This window comes from Psychrobacter sp. M4 (assembly GCF_055699795.1).
Genome location: NZ_CM146740.1, coordinates 474,463 through 495,784 on the forward strand (window position 1 = coordinate 474,463; position 21,322 = coordinate 495,784).

Here is a 21,322-nt window from a genome sequence, read left to right on the forward strand (position 1 = left end):
ATATCGGATGCTATTTTATGAAGTACTTAGCTTTAACTTGTTCTTATAGTGATAGATAACGACAGCACCCAGACCCTGATAATACTAGCGGTGTTTGTGGTTGCTTCCTTGCTGCATGGTATTAGCGGTTTAGGTATAACGCTAGTGACCACTACTGCCTTGGCAAGTATATATCCACTGCCTTATGCTATTGTCTTGGTTATTTTTCCCTCATTACTGCTAAATTTAATGACGTGGCTCTCAGGCGGCGGGCGCACACTTTGGCAAAACTTTACTTATTATGGCAAACGCTATTGGCTACTTGCTTTGACGAGCTTACTCGGTAGTATAGTAGGGGCGCAGTTACTTTTGTGGGTAGATAGTGCCTATATTCTGCTGGTATTAGCGGCAGTCATTGCTTATTTTGTTATCAGCAGCTTACTTGGCAAGCAAATCCGTCTACCAGATACCAAGCCGGTATTGATTATGATCGGATTAAGTGCAGGTATCATTGGCGGGGCCACCAACGCCATGTCGACGATTTTGATGATGTATCTGCTATCTGCTAGCGACGATAAAAACACCATCGCCAAGGTCGGCAATATGTGCTATTTTTTAGGCAAGATTGCGCAAATTATTGTTTTGCGCGAGCCGATCATGACGTTGAGTACTAGCGAGTGGCAACTGATTGCATTATTAAGCATATTATCAGTTGTCGTGCTGTTAGTCGGTATTCGCCTACGGCGTTACTTATCGCAACACCGTTTTCGTCAGCTGGTTTTAGGGATTTTAGCCGTACTTGGACTGCGAGTGGGCTGGCAGGGGATTATGGCTTTTTTATAGACTCAATTTTATAAATTTGTGTAGGGTGCTTTTTAAGCACCATTGAAACTAGCAGTTCTCAGCCTTTTACCAACTAGTTAACGACTAAATAAGTTTAGCACTATAGTAGCGATAACACTGATCACTATCATAGTGACAATAGGAAAGTAGACTTTCGTATTGCCAGAGGTGTGTTTGACATCTCCTGGTAGATTACCTATCCAAGAGAAAGCGCTCGGAAACAGCAGCCAAATAATACCGACGATAACCAGCACTATCCCAAGACCGATCAGTAGCTTTGCCATATAGTTTTTGCCTTATTATAGATTAGCCAATAGCGCTAGCGGTTTTATTAAAATATATCTCTTGCGCGGCCCGAAACGTATTACAGTGCGCTTCTACCACATCTTCGATATTCTCTGAATAACCGCCGCCCATCACGATGGCAACTGGTATATTCGCAGCTTTTGCTTGGCTCAGAACATATACATCACGCGCCTTGCAGCCCGCTTTCGTGAGACCAAGTTTACCCAGTTTATCGGTAGCTAGGACATCCACCGCCGATTGATAAAAGATCATATCAGGGCGCACTTGGCTGATAAGCAGTGGCAAAGTCTCTTTTAAAATGCGCAGGTATTCCTCGTCTCCAGTATCGTTGTCCAGCTCAATATCAAGGTCAGAGACTTCTTTACGAAACGGATAGTTCTTGGCGCCATGCATACTAAAGATAAACACCCGCGGCTCATTCCTCATGATACTGGCATTGCCATTACCTTGATGCACATCTAGATCAACGACCAATATCTTTTTGGCTTCTCCGCGCATAAGCAATAAATTGCTAGCAATACAAACATCGTTGAAGACACAAAACCCTTCACCATGATCGGCAAAAGCATGATGGGTGCCGCCTGCGACATTCATCGCGACGCCGTATTGCTGAGCGTATAGCGCGCACTCGTAAGTACCATGCGCAATGTGCCGGCCACGATCAACTAAAGCCGGCGTCATCTCAAAACCGATAGGCCGCGCTTCTTTACGCGGCAGAGTCTGGGTCTTGAGCTTGTGCCAATAATCCTCAGTATGCGTGGTCAAAATCTCCTCTTCACTGAGGCGCTTGGGGGCAAAAAAGTTATCAGGATTGATTGTGCCTTCACGCAGTAGACGTTCAGGAATCATGGTGTATTTTTGCATGGGAAAACGGTGCTTTTCGGGCACCGAATAACGAAAAACTTCAGAGTAAGCGATTTTTAGCATAATTTTTAATTTTCTATGGATTGGTTTTCTATAATTTGAATGATTTAAAAAGAGGGTTTTTAGCGGTAGTCTTTAAACGCAATAAGTACTTGTATGTGATTTAGATAAAGACGGCTTATACAAAGATTATTGAACGAACTGAGTGGGCAGGAAAAAGGTGCGCGCATCAGCTTGCTGGCGCAGCTCATTGAGCAGCGTGGGCATATCATCACTCGGGTCTTGAGTATTAATTAAATCGCTAAAGACTTCATAAGCGACAGTAGTCATGGCGATGACGCTTTGCAAGAGATGCTCAATAATATCATCGTCGATACCGACCGCTTCGACATCGATCGCATTTTTGTAGCGTATCTCACCATCATTGACATCCATCTCTAGATTGCCGATGAGCATATCATAATTGATTTGGGTGATTAGTAGCAGCGCTGCACTCTGATGACTCTCTGGTATCAAAAAGGGCAGAATACCATAGACCGCAAGTAGAGCATTGCTTTCTTGAACACGAAACAGATAACCGCAGTCCAATTGCTTATTACGCATACGTAGCGATAGATGATGGGATTGTTGGCTATCGCTGCTGCGAGGACGATAATAGGTATAATGCCACTGCTTGTTATCGAAGTATTGTTTTAGATAACTAACAATAGGGGTGCTATCAGTGTTACTGCTACTCTTTTTAACCAAAGATACTTTAGATTTTTTCTCAGTGGATGCCCTTTCACTAGATTTCTCCTCAGTAGGTTTTGCCTTAGCTTCGCTACTTTTAGAATGAGCATCAGTATAAACATCGGCATCTCTTCCACCAATATCCGTTGTATCAGCAGTTTTGAGCGACTTATGAGCATCAAGCTGCGGTGCTGAGGCTGTCAGCATTCGCTTGAATTTTTGCCATAAGCTGAGTTTATTATTTTGACTCATAAATATTATGCTGGCTAGTAATGGGTTTAGATGTTGATGGTTAACAGACCTAAGTCTCAATAGAGGCGTCGTTCAATACTAATCCGTCCTGAAGGCTCTGTTGTATATTAGCTTGCGCGTAAAATGCTTGTAGCATCTGTTTAATATAAGTACTAAACCATAGGCTTTCAATAGCGTCATGTATCAGCGGTAGTAACGCTGTGCTCAGCTGCATGATAGCGCGCTCATCGATGTATAAACTTGCCGCTACAGTAGCAAAAGTGTCCGTCTGATGATTGGCATACCAAGTCTCAACACTAGCTGCGACTAAACTGTGCAAGTAGGGTGATATGCGTAGCTGGTTGTAACTTTGCTGTAAACTTGCCTCAATATGTTCAATACTGCTAGGCTTTGTATCGGCATTTAAGTAGGTTTGTATATAGCTTATCGGTTGCTCCTTAATACGCCCCCAACCAGTAGTGAGCAAACGAGCCACCTCTTCGTTGGACAGATGCGCTTGAGCATTCGCCTCAGCGCGGCGAGTTAAGTCTTTGATATTACGATGCAGATAAGCTTGTAGTTTATCATCAAGGTTTCTATTAGTTGCCTTCTCAAACGAGCTGCGACCCATCTTCATAAGTTTGCCAACGCCGCCAGCTTTATCTAAAGTGGTTTCCATAAAGTCGTTAATCGCATGGTATAGCGTTTGGGTTAACAAATCAGCAAAGGTCTCATTACCAATCAAGGTATGGATGAGTACGTTGCGCTGTTGTTCGTGTCGACTTACATAAGTGGCAAGGGTTGCAACTTGCATGTCATCGATCAGATCTGATAAAGGGACATTGTCATTGATCGGATGATAAATGATGCTATGCAAAACATCGCGAATATCAGCGCGCATTACCTCGCTCATCGGCGTACTTAGTAACCAATCATTTATCAAACGCTGCAAATCTGCGCTTTTTATATACTTGTTCATCGGCTGCTCACCAAGCCAGCGCCAAGCGTCCAGCGCTAGTGTCTGAGCTTGCTGGTACAGCCACTGCTGCACAAAGCTGACCTGCGCATCAATTAGGCTGTCTATGGATAAGATAGGAGCTGATGCGTCTACATGGTTATCATTAATTGCACTGACAGAGGATATGGAGGTTTGTTGCTTAGTGTTTTTTAAGGTCATAGTGATCGGCAATTTGTTATACTGTTTGGGAAAAGTTAGGCTGAGCAATAAGTTATATTATGACATGAACGCTGCTTTGATTTGTGGTAAATGTTGTTTAATGAATATAAAAATGATGGCTGAGGCCAGCCCTTGCTTCAATAAATAAAAAGAGATCTTGATGCCTGCGTTGTTAACTCCTATGCTGACCCTTGATGAGCTGACTATTCAGCGCGGCGAGCTGCCTTTATGTGAAGGCGTTACCCTGAACCTGCTTACGGGTAGTATTTGTCATTTGATTGGCGCTAACGGGACGGGCAAAACCACCTTGCTTATGCAGCTGGCAGGTTTGCTACCGATATTGACAGGCAAGATTGCTTATCAAGGCGTAGAGGGGCTACCAGTGCAGCCTTTATATGTCTCGCATCAATTGGGTATTAATTCAAGTCTAACTGTCGCGCAAAACCTAACATTTTTACTCAATTTATATGGTATCTCACCAAGTGAGGCCGATATCGACGCAGCACTAGCATGGGTCGGCTTACAAGGGTTTGAAACCTTAAGCTCAAACCATCTATCTGCTGGACAAACGCGCCGAATTACCTTGGCAAGACTGTATTTATTGACGCCAGAGGTGACGCCGCTATGGTTACTTGATGAGCCCTTTACTGCTCTTGACGTCGACATGGTAGCAAGAATGGAGGCACGTCTGCGAGCATTTACCAATAGCGGCGGGGCGATACTAATGACCAGCCACCAGCCAGTCGCCGTTGCCAACCAAGTGCTTGATTTATCAAATTACATGGTATAAGTACGATATGAGACCAACATCTAACAAGTAGATACATAGAAAAAGTGCCATCTAAGGGTGACAAAGGATAGAGAATGACAGACAGTCAACAGCTCGTGATAGATACTAGTGTCAGCAGAGTAGCGTTAACACCCGGTATTAGTTTCACCCAATTGTGGCGCCGCGAATGGCAAGTTAAGCAGCAAGGCGCTGTACAATGGCTATATCCTTTAGTGCTTTTTTTGATGATTATTACCTTATTTCCACTAGCCGTTGGTAGTGAACCACAGATGCTACAGCGCCTTGGAGTACCGGCGGTGTGGATTGCCGCTTTGCTGTCATTAGTAATGGGCGTTGATGGTTTGTTTAAACCCGCGCTGGATAACGGTACGCTGGCTCAATTGGTGGTTGCCAAAGCGTCGCTTCCGCTGTGGGTACTGATACGATTAGCGATTCATTGGCTATTTAGTAGCGGTTTTGTCGCGCTACTAAGCCTGCTTGCTGTGCCTTTATTCGGTCTTAGTTGGTTTGAGGCAAGTATACTAATGGCTTCTATATTGACCGGCAGTCCGATGTTACTAATGCTATCAGCAGTCGCCAGTAGTTTGACGTTATCATTGAAAAACGGTGCCGTACTGGTACCACTGATCGCCTTACCCATGCAGCTACCGGTGCTGATCTTTGCCACGGGCGCGGTGGATTTGTTCGCCACCGGACTCAATGGCTTACCAATACTAGCGTTATTACTAGCAGGTAGTATTGTCTCAGTGCTGGCGATGCCATGGGTCATCTCAATGACGTTAAAAATGTCTTGGTTAAATTAGACATAAAAGTATGGGTTTTGATTTGTCAATAAAGCCATACTGTTAAAACCTTCTATATTAATAACATGGTTAAAATGAGCAACTTTGCTATAATAGAGGTTTGAACAGTAGACAGATTTTAAAGACATATTGATCTCAACTCGTTTATAAATCTTAGCTAATATTTAATGCCGGCAGGTTGGCAGATAAAACCATAAAAAATGCGAAATATCTGCCTCAACTGACAAGCTGTGTAATAGGTTTATCTCATGCCCAATTTGAATAATGTCTCATCTCCCAGCCTATGGCAACGCATTTGGCAAGGCTTTTTGACCACTGTAGGCACCAAGCAGTTCTTTCGTCTTTTTGCGCCTTGGGTTAAGTGGCTGGCATTATTGGCAAGTATTTTCTTGTTGATCGGTAGTGTTTGGGGCTTAGCCTTTGCGCCGCCTGACTATTTGCAAGGCAATAGCTATCGCATTATATTTATTCACGTACCAGCAGCTAGCCTTGCTATCTCCATCTATTTTGCCTTAGCAGTACTTGGGGTGATTTTTTTGGTGTGGAAAATTAAAACCGCCAACCTTGTTGCTCAGGCCTTAGCGCCTATAGGCTTTTTATTATGTGTGATCAGCCTTTTAACCGGCTCTATTTGGGCCAAACCTACGTGGGGTACTTATTGGGTTTGGGATGCGCGGCTGACATCCATGCTCATTTTGGCCTTTTTATATGCTGGGGTTATGGCATTATTTGCCGCCTTTGAACATACCGCCAATCGTGGCAAGGCGGCGGCTATATTGTCTGTTGTGGGCGCGGTGAATCTACCGATTATCAAATATTCGGTAGAATGGTGGAATACTTTGCATCAAGGCGCCACTTTTACGCTAACCGAAGCTCCAAAGATGTCTGCTGACATGTGGATGCCGCTACTACTGATGATTATCGGGAGCTATTTACTGGTAGCGACGTTAGCTATTTATCGTACCAATACGCTTATTTTGTACCGTGATCAAAGCAAAGCTTGGGTCAAAGAGTTTGTACGCAATAACAAAAGTAGCTTATAAAAACGCTAAGTCATGAGTAATAGCAAAGACAAAAATATGTAGGAGAATACCATGCAGCCATACTTTTATAGCGTATCTGAATTCGTTGCCATGGGTAAGCATGGGGTTTTTGTATGGTCGTGCTGGGCTATTACTGTAGGTATGATGCTGGTTTTTATTTGGTATAGTCGCCGTCAAAGACAGGCCATTATTAAGCAGCTCACCATTCAACAAGCGCGCCAAGCTCAGCGCGATGTCAGAGTTAGTGTCAAGACTAAAGGCTAACAAAGCGACTACACTATAAAATTCTCCAAGCTACAAAATATAATAAAATCATCGCTTTATATCTGAAAAATTATCTATTTTTTATACTTATCAGTTCTTTATACCAATACTGAGCTTATTGATTTGTATAAAAGTGCTATCATATAGTTAGCATAAAAATATGTAAATAATGATTATCATACTTTGAAATACACTTACCTGTTTTGCAAATTGTTGAATACCATAATGGGTTATTTGGTTTGCAAAGCAATCACTCGTAATGAGGTAGTGATATGAACGCTGTTCGTCGCAAAAAGCTTATGTGGGTTATGTTTACGTTTGCAGGTGCTGCTGTAGCGGTAGTCCTAGTACTTTACGCTATCGGTCAACAAACGGATTATTATTTTGATCCTACTGCTATCTCGCAAGGTGAGGCGCCGCAAGACAAACGTATTCGCGCAGGAGGTATGGTCGTTGCTGGTAGTGTGCAGCGTGCACCCAATGACCCATTAAGCGTAGAGTTTGATATTACTGATTTTCAGGCTACTGTTCCTGTGACTTATCAAGGTATCTTGCCGGATTTATTCGCTGAAAACTCAGGCGTGGTCGCTACGGGTAAGATGCAAGGCGGAACGTTTGTGGCTGGTGAAGTATTGGCTAAGCATGATGAGAACTATATGCCTACAGAAGTCGCCAACTCTCTAAAAGAAAATAGTCGTAGCAGCGTCACTACATCTAATCAATACAATCCTGCTGAGCCTATTCGTGAAACGCAGACGTTGATACAATAGTATTACTGTCATTAGCATAGCCATTTCAAAAACCATTTTAAAATAAAGTAGCATAAAAAAAGCCACCGATTATAACGGTGGCTTTTTTGGTTATATTTATCTATTATTGATTTATATGATCTTAGTCGTCCCACTCAGGCGAGTAGTCAGGATGCTCAATCTTACGACCATCACTTCGTGCTAGATTACTAATTTTCTTAAGCTCATCAGCGTTCAGCTCGACTTTCATAGCATCCAAGTTACCTTGCAAGTGATCAGGGTTGGACGTTTTTGGAATAGCCACACGGTTTTTATCCGACAAAATCCAAGCTAGTGAAATTTGTGCTGGTGTAACATTGTGTTTTTCAGCAATCTCTTTGATGGTCTCATTATCAAACACATCACCGCGCGCAAGTGGCGAGTAGGCTTCTAACAAAATATGATGATTGTTCAAAAACGTCTGTAGCGTATTTTGTTTGATAAACGGATGAAACTCAACTTGATTGACTACGATAGGCACATCAGCATACTTTTTTGCTTCTGTAATATTGGCAATATTAAAATTAGACACGCCGATATGGCGAGTTAAACCTTGTTTTTGTAGCTCACACAAAGCTGGTATAGTTTCAGATAAAGGTACACGGTCATCTGGCCAGTGCAGCAGCAGTAGATCAACGTAATCAGTATCTAGATTCTCAAGCGAGCGCTTAGCAGCCGCTTGTAATTTCTCTGGCTCAAACTTCATATCATCAGGAAATATTTTAGTAGTCAAAAAGAACTTGTCGCGTGATACCCCTGATTGTTTAATACCTTGTCCGACTTCCTTTTCATTATCATATGCTTGCGCAGTATCGATATGCTCATAACCCATTTTTAGAGCTTGGCTGACGACATCAATGCAGTCTTGTCCAGTAGACTGCCAAGTACCTAGTCCAAGTACAGGGATATTGGCTTGACCCGCCGTACGAATATTATAAGTCTTAGTACTCATGTTGTTATCCTTATTATTAGTTAATAAAATTATTAGTGAATAGGCATGTAATCACCAACTACTATAAAAAGAAAAACTATAAAGTAAAAGGGCAGTTGACGCATCCCTACAAAGGACAAACAGGCTGTAACATCGTTATTTGTTGTTATGAATAGTTTGCTATAACCCAAAGACGTCTTCTAGATAAACCTCCTTCTTAGCTAGCCATCTTCTTTATTTGACTATAACAAGTATCTAGTCCTAGCACCTTGTCTGCAGCTTGACCAGCTGTACGAGTGTTATAAGACTTAGTAGTCTTGTACTTATCCTTGCTATTAGTAAGGATTTAACCTATGGTGATGCTAAGTTTTTGTTTTAAATATATTTTTCTTATTACCTACTATCTTATTCACCAATAAGGCTGGCAGATTTTATTTTTTATAGTTGATCATTTTATCGATAAAGACTAAGTAGTTTTATTGAAAATAAATGGTTAGGAGAGGATATGTCGAGCATCTCAAAGAATAGTGGTCTCAACCAAAGCCCTATTTCTTGGTTCGTATTTGGTCTTATGGCTAGCGTTACCTTTGTCGGTATTTTATCGGAGCTGATGCCTTCAGGAATTCTGCCGCAAATGACAGTAGGGCTTGGTATCGAGCAGACCCAAGTAGGATTTTTGGTAGGTATCTATGCATTGGCTTCGGCTATTTTTGCTATTCCTTTGATCAGTATGACGCTTTGGGTCAATCGAAAAATCCTACTACTGGCTTTATTGACCGGTTTTGCAGTATCCAACATCGTCGTTGGTATTACCTCATCTTACTATCTCATCGTCGCTATGCGTATTTTAGGTGGTATTTGTGCCGGTATCATGTGGCCCATGATTGCCGCATACGGCACGGCATTAGTACCTGAGAATATGCATGGCAAGGCTATCACTATTATTATGGCTGGTAATACTTTCGGAGTCAGCCTTGGACTACCAATAATGACCTTTATCGGTACTCATGTGGGTTGGCGTATGTCCTTTTTGGTACTTGGTGGACTGGGTGCTCTGATTGCGCTACTGGCAATGAAGTTCTTGCCCGCTGTGAAGGGTGAGAAGCTTACGCAAAGCAACTCACCACTTGCTGTTCTTAAGATACCTGGAGTTTGGATAGTTTTAGCTTTGACCTTTTTAGCTGTAGTAGCGCACTATAGTACTTATACCTATATTACGTTATTGGTAGAAACTATAGCCTTTACTGGCGGTATCAGCTTAGCACTGCTTATCTTCGGTATTGGTTCGGTCATCTCAGTCATACTGTCCGCCAAAATTATCGATACTCATCTACGCGGTCTCATCGTTAGCATGTTAGGCGGCGGCGTGATAGCCATGCTGCTATTCGTCTTTTTTAAAGGCACTAGCGGTTTTGCACATCTTGCCTTTTTATTATGGGGACTGGCTTTTGGTCCACTGGTCACAATGTTTCAGACCGCAGTCAGCCATCAAGTTACGCAGGCCAAAGCCATTGCTACCTCCGTGCAATCTAGTGTTTTTAACTTCTCGATAATGATTGCCACTTGGCTGGCTGGCTTGATTTTAGTAAATATGCCAGAAACAGGAGTCTTTGGAATTGTCTATTTGTCTATCCTTTGTTTCATCCCCGCGATAATTATCACTTTTTTGTCGAAGAAAACTTTGGATGCCAATAAGCCGGTTAATAGCGCTGAACAAGTGGTCTTTAACAGATAATTTTTATAAATATAGTGAATACAAAACAATTCATAAAAGATGTCAATAACAAATAGGAGTTTATTATGATTAAATTTACTAACGCAACTATCTATCGCAATGACGATGCCAATGAGATCTTAGTCAAAGACGGCGTGATTCAGCAGATCGGTAAAGGTTTGCCTGCCGCAGAGGAAGAGATCGATCTCAAAGGCCGTCTAATCGTACCGCCTTATGTCGACTCGCATTTGCATCTGGATTATGTCTACACGGGCGGTGGCGATGACGCCAAGAACGCTTCTGGTACGCTGTTTGAAGGTATTGCCCGCTGGCATGATGTCAAAAAGAATCAATCTTTTGCAGATGCCAAACAGCGCATGCTAAAAGGCATTCAAGAAGAGGTGTCAAAAGGCGTACAGTATATTCGTACTCATATTGACGTCTGTGACCCGGATTTGACTGGACTCAAGGCGATGCTAGAGCTGCGCGAGGAGCTCAAAGACAACGTCACTATTCAGATTGTTGCTTTCCCGCAAGAAGGCATGTACGCCTATAAAGGCGCTGATGAGCTGATGGAGGAGGCGCTTAAGATGGGTGCGGACTGTGTCGGCGGTATCCCGCACTTTGAATGGGCGTACGAATTCGGTCAAGACTCTGTGCGCAAAACGGTAGAATTGGCCCTTAAATACGATAAGCTTATCGATGTGCACTGTGATGAGACCGACGATCCGATGAGTCGTCACGTGCAACTGTTAAATGCTTTGGTGATGATCGAAGGTATCGGCGCGCGCTCGACCGCAAGCCATACCTGTTCGTTCGGTTCAGCGGATGATGCTTATGCGTTTCGGATGATGGGGCTGTTCGAGCAGTCCGGTATGAACTTTATTGCCCTGCCTACTGAAAACGCCTATTTGCAAGGTCGCCAAGATACTTATCCTAAGCGCCGTGGTCTGACCCGCGTCAAAGAGTTTTGGGAAAATGGTATCAACATCTCCTTTGGTCAGGACTCTATCAATGATCCTTGGTATCCTGCGGGCAATGGCAATATGATGAACATCCTAGATAACGGTATCCATTTGGCGCAAACCATGTCGTTGCCGCAGCTTGATGTCTGCCTTGACTTCATCACCTTTAACGGCGCTAAAACGCTCAATATCGAAGATGAGTATGGTTTAGAAGTCGGCCGTGCCGCGAACTTTTTAGTGTTGGACGCTGAAACCCCGTTTGAAGCTGTGCGTCAACGCGCTGACGTCTTAGCCTCTATCCGTAACGGTAAGTATTTGTTCAAAAAGCCAGAACCCAGTTATGAGATTGAGCTGGATGTATTTCGAGATACCAAATAGTCATAAGTAAAAATAAAGTTTATAAAACTCAAAACACAAAGACGCCCATTACTTTAAGTAGTGGGCGTTTTTTATAAATTATTAAGTCGTTTAAAATTTACTGAGCAGCAGCTTCTACTGTACCAGTTGCAGTAGCAGTACCAGCAGTCGCGGTAACTTCTACATTGTCGGCGTGCTGTTGTGGATTCCAGATTTTGGGATATTTATAACCGGGGAAAGTATCATGAGCATACTTTTTAAACTCATCAGAATTATAGGCGGCAGTCACATCTTTAACCCATTTTTTGCTCACATCTCCAGATTTAACCGCTGACCAGTTCACATAAGCAAAGCTTGGTTCTTGGAACAACGCTTCGGTTAATTCGATACCAGAATCAGTGGCATAGTTGCCATTAATAACTGCAAAGTCCACTTCATCACGCGCGCGCGGTAGCTGCGCCGCTTCTAGCTCAACTATATTGATATCGTATTTGCTATTGTCAGCGATGTCTGCTTTTGAAGCGGTAAGCGGGTCAACGTCATCTTTTAGAGTGATCCAGCCCAAATCATCCATCATAACCAACGCACGGGCAAAGTTGCTAGGATCGTTAGGAGCTGAGACACTCATACCTTTATAGGCTTCATCAAGGCTAGATTTTTTACCGGTATAAATACCTAAAGGAGCGGTCGGTACTTGAAAAACTTCTACCAAATCTAAATTATTTTCAGTCTTAAAAGTATCCAGATAAGGTTTATGCTGGAAGATGTTAATGTCTAAATCGCCTTCGGCCAGCGCCAGATTAGGACGGACGTAATCTGTGAATGCAATCAGCTCTACTTCATAACCTTGCGCTTCAAGTGAGCCCTTGATTTGATTGCGTACCATATCAGCAAAATCGCCCTCGGTGGTACCGATAATGATCTTGGTATGATCAGGATCGATATCCCCTGTTGCGGTAGCGGCTGTCTCTATAGTGGCCGGTGCCTCTTTAGTAGCCTCTGGTGCTGATGAGTTGTTGCAGCCTACCAAAACCATACCGGATACGCCAACGGTGGCAAATGCGGTAGCCAGCTGACGGCTGATATCTGTTAATTTCATAAGTATCCTCAGTAGTAGATAATAAAATAGTTAAAAATAATTGGAACTGGGTTTTTTATGTGATGTTTAGGCGCTCATACAGCTCAGCGCTTATCCAAACGTGTTGCCAGCCAATTACCAAAAGCCTGAATAGATATCACCATCACCGATAGCATAATCACAATAAAAATCATGACCTCGGTTTGATAACGATAGTAACCATAACGAATGGCCAAATCACCTAGACCGCCGCCACCAATCATACCAGCTGCTGCCGAATAAGACAGCAAGCTAATACAAAGGATGGTCACTGATAACACAAGACCTGAACGTGCTTCATTGAGCAGTACTTTTATAATAGTAAAGGGGCGCGCGCCCATAGACTCGGTGGCCTCGATAATGCCGCGTGGCACTTCGCGCAAGTTTTGTTCGACCAGACGTGCAAAATAAAAAGAGCCGGCAATGGCGAGCACTAAAGAGGCGGCGATAGGACCGATACCTGTACCCACGATAGCTTTGGTAAAAGGGCTCATCGCAATCATCAAAATGACAAATGGGAAGGCACGCATAAAATTGGTAATACCACCCAATACCGCATAAAGCCCTTTATTTTGTAAAAACTGCCGATCGCTAGATAAAAATAAAAATATCCCAAACAGGCCGCCGATAGTCACCGCAGCTGTTGTCGAGATGCCAAGCATAATAAAGGTATCAAAAGTTGCCTGCCAAATCTCGCTACGCAGTGCTAAAAGTTTTTCTATCGAGGCGGATAATTCAGCGCCAGTTAACATCTACATCTCTCCTGGCTAGTCTTCTTGTACTAAACCTTGACCAATTGGGGTAGCGGCTTGAATAAGACCGTCACGAATATCTGCAACCTCTAACAATTGACCTTGATGCAATAAGGCCGCTCGGTGACACAAGCGGCGAATGACGCTCATCTCATGAGTAACAATAACGATGGTTACGCCGAGCTGCTCATTAATATCACGCAGACAGGTCAATAAGCTGCGAGTCGTTGCCGGGTCTAAAGCACTAGTAGGTTCATCAGCGAGCAGTACTTTTGGACTAGGGGCAATAGCACGGGCAATACCAACGCGCTGCTTTTGACCGCCTGATAGCTGGGCAGGATAGTGGTTTACACGATCACTTAAGTCGACAATCTCCAGACAATCCATAACGCGTTTACGAATATCGCGGCTGTAACCTGACACTGTCAAATTAAAAGCCACGTTGTCAAAAACAGTGCGATTGGCCATCAAATTGAACTGCTGAAAAATCATCCCGATATTATGGCGGGCAACGCGCAAGTCGCTTGCAGATAACGTAGTCAGGTCGGTACCATCAATAACGACTTGTCCGCTATCAGGACGTTCAAGCATATTGATCAAACGTAATAGGGTAGACTTGCCAGCACCTGAGTAACCCATTAAACCAAAAATCTCACCTTGCTTTACAGACAGTGAGGTAGGTTCAACTGCTGTAAACCAATGCGGTTTGCCGTCATCACCTTTTATTGATCGATCACTCATAAAGCTTTTGGTCACATCATTTAGGACGATCATATCACTCATGGTAGGCTCAAAATCTAATAATAGGTTGGTGGTTCGATATCCAATAGCCATCCAATACTGTGACTATAATAGAACCCACAAGAGATAAGGATCACAAAAATAAAGCACGATCCATAACCCGTGTCGATAAGGGGCAGTAATATAGCATATTATGCATGAAGTTGGATATGACCATTTACGATTGACTAATGAGCATTAGCAATAAGCGTCGTATTAGCGAGCACTATAGTTGTAAGTCTAGTGGTTTATACCTAAGCAGGCTTTTTGTGTTTTATCATTAGGTGATATTAAACTTGAAAAGCCAAAGATGATCGATGGCTTGATGAGGAACATCTACTGATTTCCAGGCTGATTATTAATTTTATTGCTATTATTAGTGTTGTTACCATTGTTACGATTATCATCGTGATGGGGGTTATGCTTCACTGGTATGACGACCAAAAATCTAGTATGACCATTAATAGTATCAGTTATGATGTGACCTTGGTGAGCTGCCACAATTTGCGATACCAAGGACAAGCCTAGTCCTGAGCCTTTATTCTTTTGCTGTAAGCGTACAAAGGGACTAAAGATCTCTTCACGCTTGTCCTCAGGAATACCTCTACCTTCATCTATGACTGCAAGGACCGCATATTTAGGCAGTGGACGCTGCGGCTCAGACTTAGATTTTTTTAGATGTTTTTTGAATAGACTTTCTTTACGCGGTACATTGGGGCTCTCGCTATTGTCATCACTTGCACCGATCTTACTACTTTTATTGGTTTTGCTGGTTTTGTGTTTGCAAGTAGATTCATCGCTTGTAGTATGATTTTTGAGAACCTTGGTTAGGTTGCTATTTACCGAGTGTTGTTTTTTAGAGTTTTGTTGTTGTATATCGGGTACGACATTCCAAATGACTCGTTTGATCTTATGAGACAAATCGGAGCTGATAGGGTTATAACGATTGTACAGCATTGGCACATCACTACTAATGATAGGGGCGGGCACAGGTAGTGTTTGTTTACTATCACTATTGTTAGATGAACTACTGTTAGATAAATTATTGTCAGGCAAGTTTTTATTAGTAGCTAAATATTCTACTGTGTTATCAACACTGTTTGCTTTATTAAAGCCATTCTCGGACACAGCGTATTTATCATAATTGTCTGAATCAGTTTTCTCGTCATTAGATGAGGCACTGCTGTTCCCTTCTTTTTTATTCGCTTTACGATTACCGCTATTATTATAATCGTTAAGGGTTTCTCCATTTCGAAAGATGGTAGGTGCAAATTCAGGTTCTAGCAGCGTTTCTTGCAGCTCGTAGGCATCCCTTGACGTATGCTTCTCACTTAGTGTGTCGCTAAAATTACTGATTGTTCCATGTCTTAGAGTCTCTATGACATGATCGTTTTTGCTATCATTTGAACGGTTATAATCAGCAAAGCTGCTATATACTAACGACTGTAGCAGGTATTCAGGGACGCTATCGGCCTCTGCAATGGTTTGAGCGCCATAGAGTAAAATAGTGACTGGCGGCACACCATGCAATATAGCGTTATTTAATAAATTACGAATTAGGTGCGTCAACATTGGCGGCTGACCGTCGATTACGATATGTTCACCGATCAAGGTCGCATCCGGATAATGCTGGCGTTCTTGATTAATCAAATCATAAAGATCGACGCGCTCGACTTGCTGCATAGCGTGACCTGCATCTAAGCGACTTACTAGTAATATGCTTTCAACCAAGTCATTTAGTCCTGATAGGTCACGGTTAATAGCCTGCGCTCGTTTATCAAATTTGCTTTTGACGTCGCCTGGCATAGCGCCTGCTAACATATCCATCATCTCAATCTGCAAACGGATACGAGTGATAGGGGTACGCAGCTCGTGAGAGGCATGAGCTAATAGCAAATTATTAGCATTGATAAGATGTTCAATTTTTTGGGCAGCTTGGTTAAATCCGTTTGCAAGTAAAGCAATCTCATCGTTACCACGGCTATTGACACGTACCGTAAAGTCGCCATCACCAAGTTGGCTCATCTGTTGACTCATCTGATTGATACGCCAAGTCATTGAACGAGCAATCCACCATAGCACTCCTGCCATAATTATTAATAATAGCAGCGTACCGGTAAATAGATTTAAAGCGGCAGATAAGGCACGCTTCTTGGGCACCAAGCGTGATTCATAAAATAGAGTATAACCTGTACTGCTATAGACTTGTGCTTGCGGGGTAACAGGATTTTCTGAAAATGAGGGTAGAAACGAAGTTAATAGTGAAGGCGTTGGCGGCAGCTCTGGCGGTAGATCGCTATTATCGGTCTGCATAAGTAGCACACCTTGATTGTCGTACAAGCCCATTTTTGCCTGTAAAGACTGATCAAAAATATCAAAGCTTTTTTTGATAACCGCCAACATAAAGCGTGCCTGTAATCGGTTATCATTACTAATAGCGATATTTAGTTCATGTAAAAAAGGATCAATTTGCCCTAATATTTGGTTCGCCAACACCTCCGAGCGAATACCAGCATCTTTGTCGTGAACCAGCTGCGTCAATAGCACCATAGCTACTGCAAAAAGAATAAGTGCCAGCATAACACTGGCAAATAGCTTGGCAAATACGGAACGAAAACCTAAATGCTGCATTAAGTGATCTCTATTATCAAACACTCATATCGATCATGAACCATAGCCTTCATTAAACCTGATCAGTGGCGAATTGATAACCCACTCCGCGTACTGTAATGATACGCTTTGGCTGGCGTGGATTGTCTTCAATAAGTGCGCGTAGACGTGAAATATGGACGTCAATTGCTCGGTCGATATTATCAGAGCTATCATCGTTTGGCATAGCTTGCCAGAGCTGCTCACGATTAAGCACTTTACCGGAATGAGTAGCGAAGTAGTGTAAAAGCTGAAACTGATGAGTAGTCAAACGTACAGGTTGTTCATCAATGGTCACTTCGTGACTATCAGGAAAAACACTTAAGCGTCCAAAAGTTAAGCTATCAGACTGGCTATCAGCTTGATTTGGCTGCTCGTGGCGGCGGATAACCGCACGGATACGTGCTAATAATTCACGAGGCTCAAAAGGTTTGGCGATATAATCATCAGCTCCCATCTCTAGTCCCAATACCCGATCAGTGGTATCGCCTTTCGCCGTCAACATAATGATAGGCACTTTATTGGTTATATTGTTCTTATTACCGCGTATTTTTTGGCAGACCTGCATACCGTCCATATCTGGTAGCATTAAATCTAGTACTACTAGATCGATATCACGCTCTTTGGTATCCAAAATCTCAAGGCCTTCTTGACCAAGTCCAGCATGATGAACATCATAATAATTCATCGTTAGATAATCGCTGATCAACTCAGCCAAATCTGGATCATCTTCAATCAATAAAATCTGCTTACTCATAAGGGGTCCTTGAATAGTGATAATTGTTTAGCAGTAATAAATAAATTAAACATTGTTTTGGTAGTGATATTGGTCACTCATTCATTATAAATATAATTGTAAGTAAGGTCGACTACTAAAAAATGTTAAAAATCAGTATGGTAAATGTTATGGATGCAAATGTTGCTGAGACTATTTTGCCTAACTTAAGCGTTACCACACAAGACATGCTTTGTTAATATTTCTACACAATGTAACTCTGTCTAGTAACAGACTTCCGATATTCGGTAGTCAATACTTAGTCTTTACTATCTAAAGCTCGTATCTAACTAAATTTGGCTAGTGATACTCAAGCATAAAATTTTGTTTATTACCTATTATGATACACTCTGTTTTCTAGAGCAGGATACTTATTAAAATAGGAGGTTTAATTAAAAGAAGAGTACGGGTTTATAGGGTATGAAACTAAGCTGTTAAACCAAGCTATCAAATTAAGCTATGAAACAATAACTTTTTTGCCCGCTGATTCTGGCGGTAAATCTGCTAAACAAATGAGACTATCATTGCTGATACCAGCTACCAAGTATTGATCGGTGCTGGGATCGTATTTAATGACTTCTACTGGCTGACGAGTTAGGCGCTGATCTTGTTTGATAATCCAAACATTAGCGACAAGAGGAGTTAATGATTGATAAGGCGGTTTTTTTAATACTGAAAGATCGACATCATGAATACCTTGTACAGGTACGATAGTGCCAACTTCTATTTGTCCATAATCAACCCGGCCAGTCACCATCATACCTGGCTTGAGGATGTTACGACTAACTTCATTGTTGATGACATGAACATGAACCAAGAGCTGGTTAGGCTCATCACCGAAAACCAGTTTGCTGATTTGACCGGTAAACTTCTCTGACATATTGTCAGCGGTAAAATTTACGGTTTGCCCAACTGATAGCTGAGATTCAGCTTGTAGAGGTAGCGTAGCGGTAAAACGTAAATCTTGGTCGTCCGTTAAGTGCAGCAAGGGTGTACCAGCATCAATTTGCTCTTCTGCTTGTACATATAACTCATCTACGCGCCCCGAAAAACTAGCACGGACAACGGTAGGGCGCGCAGATATCTGAGTGAGCGCGAGGTTTTGTCCTTCATCTTCGCTACTATTTACTTGATCGCCCTCTTCATTGTGGCCATCATCTACTACTGTCTCATTATCAGTTTCAGACGTTTTAAGGGCATTTTCAGAGGTATTCTCATTGTTATTACTATTTTCCTCTTCATTTTGCGATAAGCGCACAGGCAAATCTGTTACTGGTATGGCGTTATCTACTTTTGGCTTAGCCGCATCAGTTGTGCTAGTAGTGTCAGTTTTGGTATTACCATTCAAACGCTGCACGACCAATAAAGGTGCACCTTCCTCTATCCACTGACCTGGTTTGACTAGAACTTTTTGTACCAAAGCATCATGTGCTGCAACGAAACGAGCCTGTTTGGTTGGTTCAATAACGCCTTGTAGACCAAGACTTGGTTGATAGCGTGATGATTTAACATCCAGAATATAGTCTGAGGTCATAGTCACGCTATCAGCGCCAATAGTCACAGGAGATTCTAGCGATTTACCGCCTTCATTTACTTGCTGATTGTCACTAGGTGACGGCTGACAACCGATTAAAAGTAAAATACTTAATAATACGGCACCATTCTTGCAGCACTTAATAAATCTTATACTACTCATTGTTAATCACCTTCACAAACGTCGTTTTATTATATAGACAAAGAGTTGATGGTGCGATAGCTACAAGTCATTGCTACATTATAATTATCAATAATATAAATGAGATGAGCGTATAAGATACGGTAATAAAGCCAAAGGCTTAATACAGTAAACAACCCCCTATTAAAGGTAAACCGTCATTTAGAGGACAATGATAATGGAAAATAATTTTGAAGGCTTAAAGGTCATGGTTATCGATGACTCTAAAACCATTCGTCGTACTGCTGAAACTTTGCTACAAAAAGCAGGTTGTGAAGTCTTTACTGCTATTGATGGTTTTGATGCCTTGGCAAAGATTGTCGATAACAACCCTGATATTATTTTTGTCGATATTATGATGCCGCGTCTTGATGGTTATCAGACCTGTGCACTCATCAAGAATAATCCTGACTACGCCGGCAAACCTGTCATTATGCTGTCCTCAAAAGATGGTTTGTTTGATAAAGCGCGTGGACGTATTGTGGGCTCCGATGAGTATTTAACTAAGCCGTTTAGTAAAGATGAGCTGTTTGAGACGATTGATAAATATCGTGCGTAATCCCTCATACTAACTAAGTCTATTGGCTTTTAGAATAGGCTTTAACAGATAATATTGATAATAAATAAAGGATATGACTATGACCACTGTGTTGATCATCGACGATTCGCCATCTGAGATGGCGAAATTCCGTGACATACTCACGAGAAACAATTTTAAGATACTAGAAGCTAACAATGGTGAACAAGGTTGTCTGATGGCAGCTGAGCATCTACCAGATGTGATATTGATGGATGTCGTCATGCCTGAGATGAATGGTTTTCAAGCCACGCGTAGAATAACCCGTGGTAAGACAACTGCTCATATTCCTGTAGTGATGATCAGTACTAAAAATCAAGAAACCGATCGAGTTTGGGGTAAGCGTCAAGGCGCCAAAGAGTACATGACCAAACCGGTCGTTGAGTCTGAGCTTATAAATACTATCCGTACAGTAACGGAGTAACTTGTGGCTTCTAGAGGATTTATCGAGCTATTACGATTAGCTGATCTGGCACGTGCACGCGGTAGTGGTCGTCAAGGTGGACAAATCTACGACTGGCAGGGTGTGGTATTTGAGATCGGTGGACAGCGTTTGGTTGCCCCATTAGGTGAGGTGTCTGAGGTACTGGTTATGCCAGAATACACCAGTATGCCACTGGTGCAGCCATGGATGCTAGGTATCGCCAACGTCCGAGGGCGCTTACTGCCACTGACGGACTTGGCGCAGTTTTTGCAGGTTCCTAGCTATCAGCAAAAAAGCCTGCGCAAGGTGATAGTCATCGATCATAGCGCCGTTTTTTCAGGCTTGTTGGTAGATCGGGTACTAGGCATTGAGCAGTTCACGCGTAGTCAATATCGTGCTGAGGCCATGGATAGCAACTCACCGTTTGCACCTTATAACCACGGTAAGTTTTTTAAAGATAAACAAGATTGGTTTATTTTTATGCCAAGCCTACTAGCAAAAGATTTACGCTATATTGATGCCGCGATATAGATCAAACAGACCCTGCACTGGCAGTAATAAAGATGTACCGATTAATAATAAAGTCAATAACCCTAAGACTTAAATGACTTTTTGGAAGGAATGAGCACGATGAGTAATGTTATAACAAACCCTGCAATTGGTGCCGACCAAAAAACACCAGCTGCTAAGGATCCTGATAATAAATGGAAGGTTTTATTAGGACTTTTTGTTTTAGTCAGTTTGGCAGGC

General features: G+C 42.4%; 22 protein-coding genes. 11 read left to right on the forward strand and 11 right to left on the reverse strand.

Annotated elements, in window-relative coordinates; all coding sequences use genetic code 11:
- Positions 1-48: 48 nt before the first annotated feature.
- Complete coding sequence (locus ACR63N_RS02000) at positions 49-822, forward strand: sulfite exporter TauE/SafE family protein (protein ID WP_367111959.1); 774 nt, start codon at positions 49-51, stop codon at positions 820-822.
- A 77-nt stretch (positions 823-899) separates the two neighbouring features.
- On the opposite strand, the gene ACR63N_RS02005 is transcribed toward ACR63N_RS02000, so the two are convergent.
- From ACR63N_RS02005 to ACR63N_RS02020, 4 genes are all read right to left on the reverse strand, one after another.
- Positions 900-1,106, reverse strand: a complete 207-nt coding sequence (locus tag ACR63N_RS02005) for a DUF2905 domain-containing protein (RefSeq protein ID WP_367106255.1) — start codon at positions 1,104-1,106, stop codon at positions 900-902.
- Positions 1,107-1,128: 22 nt separating this feature from the next.
- Positions 1,129-2,055 (reverse strand): histone deacetylase family protein, encoded by a 927-nt coding sequence (locus ACR63N_RS02010; protein WP_367106256.1) that lies wholly within the window; start codon positions 2,053-2,055, stop codon positions 1,129-1,131.
- A gap of 126 nt (positions 2,056-2,181) precedes the next feature.
- On the reverse strand, positions 2,182-2,973 hold the full coding sequence (locus tag ACR63N_RS02015; RefSeq protein ID WP_367105181.1) for a YbjN domain-containing protein: 792 nt from the start codon (positions 2,971-2,973) through the stop codon (positions 2,182-2,184).
- A gap of 49 nt (positions 2,974-3,022) precedes the next feature.
- Positions 3,023-4,129 (reverse strand): hypothetical protein, encoded by a 1,107-nt coding sequence (locus tag ACR63N_RS02020; RefSeq protein WP_367105182.1) that lies wholly within the window; start codon positions 4,127-4,129, stop codon positions 3,023-3,025.
- A gap of 160 nt (positions 4,130-4,289) precedes the next feature.
- Here ACR63N_RS02020 and ccmA point away from each other — a divergent pair, with 160 nt between their 5' ends.
- From ccmA to ccmE, 5 genes are all read left to right on the forward strand, one after another.
- A complete protein-coding gene (gene ccmA / locus ACR63N_RS02025; RefSeq protein ID WP_367105183.1) occupies positions 4,290-4,919 on the forward strand; it encodes a heme ABC exporter ATP-binding protein CcmA in 630 nt (209 codons plus the stop codon).
- Between the two features lie 74 nt (positions 4,920-4,993).
- Positions 4,994-5,722 carry a heme exporter protein CcmB gene (locus ACR63N_RS02030; protein ID WP_367105184.1) on the forward strand — a complete coding sequence of 243 codons (729 nt, stop codon included), beginning with the start codon at positions 4,994-4,996 and terminating at the stop codon, positions 5,720-5,722.
- Positions 5,723-5,970: 248 nt separating this feature from the next.
- On the forward strand, positions 5,971-6,765 hold the full coding sequence (locus ACR63N_RS02035; RefSeq protein ID WP_367105185.1) for a heme ABC transporter permease: 795 nt from the start codon (positions 5,971-5,973) through the stop codon (positions 6,763-6,765).
- Between the two features lie 51 nt (positions 6,766-6,816).
- Positions 6,817-7,029: a heme exporter protein CcmD gene (ccmD, locus tag ACR63N_RS02040; protein WP_367105186.1), complete on the forward strand. Its 213-nt coding sequence runs from the start codon at positions 6,817-6,819 to the stop codon at positions 7,027-7,029.
- Positions 7,030-7,301: 272 nt separating this feature from the next.
- Positions 7,302-7,799 (forward strand): cytochrome c maturation protein CcmE, encoded by a 498-nt coding sequence (gene ccmE, locus ACR63N_RS02045; protein ID WP_367105187.1) that lies wholly within the window; start codon positions 7,302-7,304, stop codon positions 7,797-7,799.
- A 121-nt stretch (positions 7,800-7,920) separates the two neighbouring features.
- On the opposite strand, the gene ACR63N_RS02050 is transcribed toward ccmE, so the two are convergent.
- Positions 7,921-8,769 (reverse strand): aldo/keto reductase, encoded by an 849-nt coding sequence (locus ACR63N_RS02050; RefSeq protein WP_367105534.1) that lies wholly within the window; start codon positions 8,767-8,769, stop codon positions 7,921-7,923.
- A 484-nt stretch (positions 8,770-9,253) separates the two neighbouring features.
- Between ACR63N_RS02050 and ACR63N_RS02055 the strand changes: the two genes are divergently transcribed.
- Together ACR63N_RS02055 and ACR63N_RS02060 are read left to right on the forward strand one after the other, a co-directional pair.
- Positions 9,254-10,483 (forward strand): MFS transporter, encoded by a 1,230-nt coding sequence (locus ACR63N_RS02055; RefSeq protein ID WP_367105535.1) that lies wholly within the window; start codon positions 9,254-9,256, stop codon positions 10,481-10,483.
- Positions 10,484-10,548: 65 nt separating this feature from the next.
- The gene (locus ACR63N_RS02060) at positions 10,549-11,805 is read left to right on the forward strand and encodes an amidohydrolase family protein (RefSeq protein WP_472782384.1); all 1,257 of its coding nucleotides are present in this window, start codon (positions 10,549-10,551) and stop codon (positions 11,803-11,805) included.
- 97 nt (positions 11,806-11,902) lie between these two features.
- Here ACR63N_RS02060 and ACR63N_RS02065 read toward each other — a convergent pair whose 3' ends face one another.
- The 6 genes from ACR63N_RS02065 to ACR63N_RS02090 all read right to left on the reverse strand — a co-directional run bounded on the left by ACR63N_RS02065 (position 11,903) and on the right by ACR63N_RS02090 (position 19,553).
- On the reverse strand, positions 11,903-12,883 hold the full coding sequence (locus ACR63N_RS02065; protein ID WP_472782385.1) for a MetQ/NlpA family ABC transporter substrate-binding protein: 981 nt from the start codon (positions 12,881-12,883) through the stop codon (positions 11,903-11,905).
- Between the two features lie 83 nt (positions 12,884-12,966).
- Positions 12,967-13,653 (reverse strand): methionine ABC transporter permease, encoded by a 687-nt coding sequence (locus tag ACR63N_RS02070; protein ID WP_472782386.1) that lies wholly within the window; start codon positions 13,651-13,653, stop codon positions 12,967-12,969.
- 15 nt (positions 13,654-13,668) lie between these two features.
- Positions 13,669-14,436: a methionine ABC transporter ATP-binding protein gene (locus ACR63N_RS02075; RefSeq protein WP_367105538.1), complete on the reverse strand. Its 768-nt coding sequence runs from the start codon at positions 14,434-14,436 to the stop codon at positions 13,669-13,671.
- Positions 14,437-14,769: 333 nt separating this feature from the next.
- The gene (locus ACR63N_RS02080; protein WP_472782387.1) at positions 14,770-17,064 is read right to left on the reverse strand and encodes an ATP-binding protein; all 2,295 of its coding nucleotides are present in this window, start codon (positions 17,062-17,064) and stop codon (positions 14,770-14,772) included.
- A gap of 52 nt (positions 17,065-17,116) precedes the next feature.
- Positions 17,117-17,839: a response regulator transcription factor gene (locus ACR63N_RS02085; protein WP_367105540.1), complete on the reverse strand. Its 723-nt coding sequence runs from the start codon at positions 17,837-17,839 to the stop codon at positions 17,117-17,119.
- A 475-nt stretch (positions 17,840-18,314) separates the two neighbouring features.
- On the reverse strand, positions 18,315-19,553 hold the full coding sequence (locus ACR63N_RS02090; protein WP_367106265.1) for an efflux RND transporter periplasmic adaptor subunit: 1,239 nt from the start codon (positions 19,551-19,553) through the stop codon (positions 18,315-18,317).
- Between the two features lie 196 nt (positions 19,554-19,749).
- Here ACR63N_RS02090 and pilG point away from each other — a divergent pair, with 196 nt between their 5' ends.
- The 3 genes from pilG to ACR63N_RS02105 all read left to right on the forward strand — a co-directional run bounded on the left by pilG (position 19,750) and on the right by ACR63N_RS02105 (position 21,103).
- A complete protein-coding gene (pilG, locus tag ACR63N_RS02095) occupies positions 19,750-20,130 on the forward strand; it encodes a twitching motility response regulator PilG (protein ID WP_367105542.1) in 381 nt (126 codons plus the stop codon).
- Positions 20,131-20,209: 79 nt separating this feature from the next.
- Entirely contained in the window at positions 20,210-20,572 is a 363-nt protein-coding gene (locus ACR63N_RS02100; protein WP_367105543.1) for a response regulator, read from the forward strand.
- A gap of 3 nt (positions 20,573-20,575) precedes the next feature.
- Complete coding sequence (locus ACR63N_RS02105) at positions 20,576-21,103, forward strand: chemotaxis protein CheW (RefSeq protein ID WP_367105544.1); 528 nt, start codon at positions 20,576-20,578, stop codon at positions 21,101-21,103.
- The last annotated feature ends 219 nt before the right edge of the window (positions 21,104-21,322 follow it).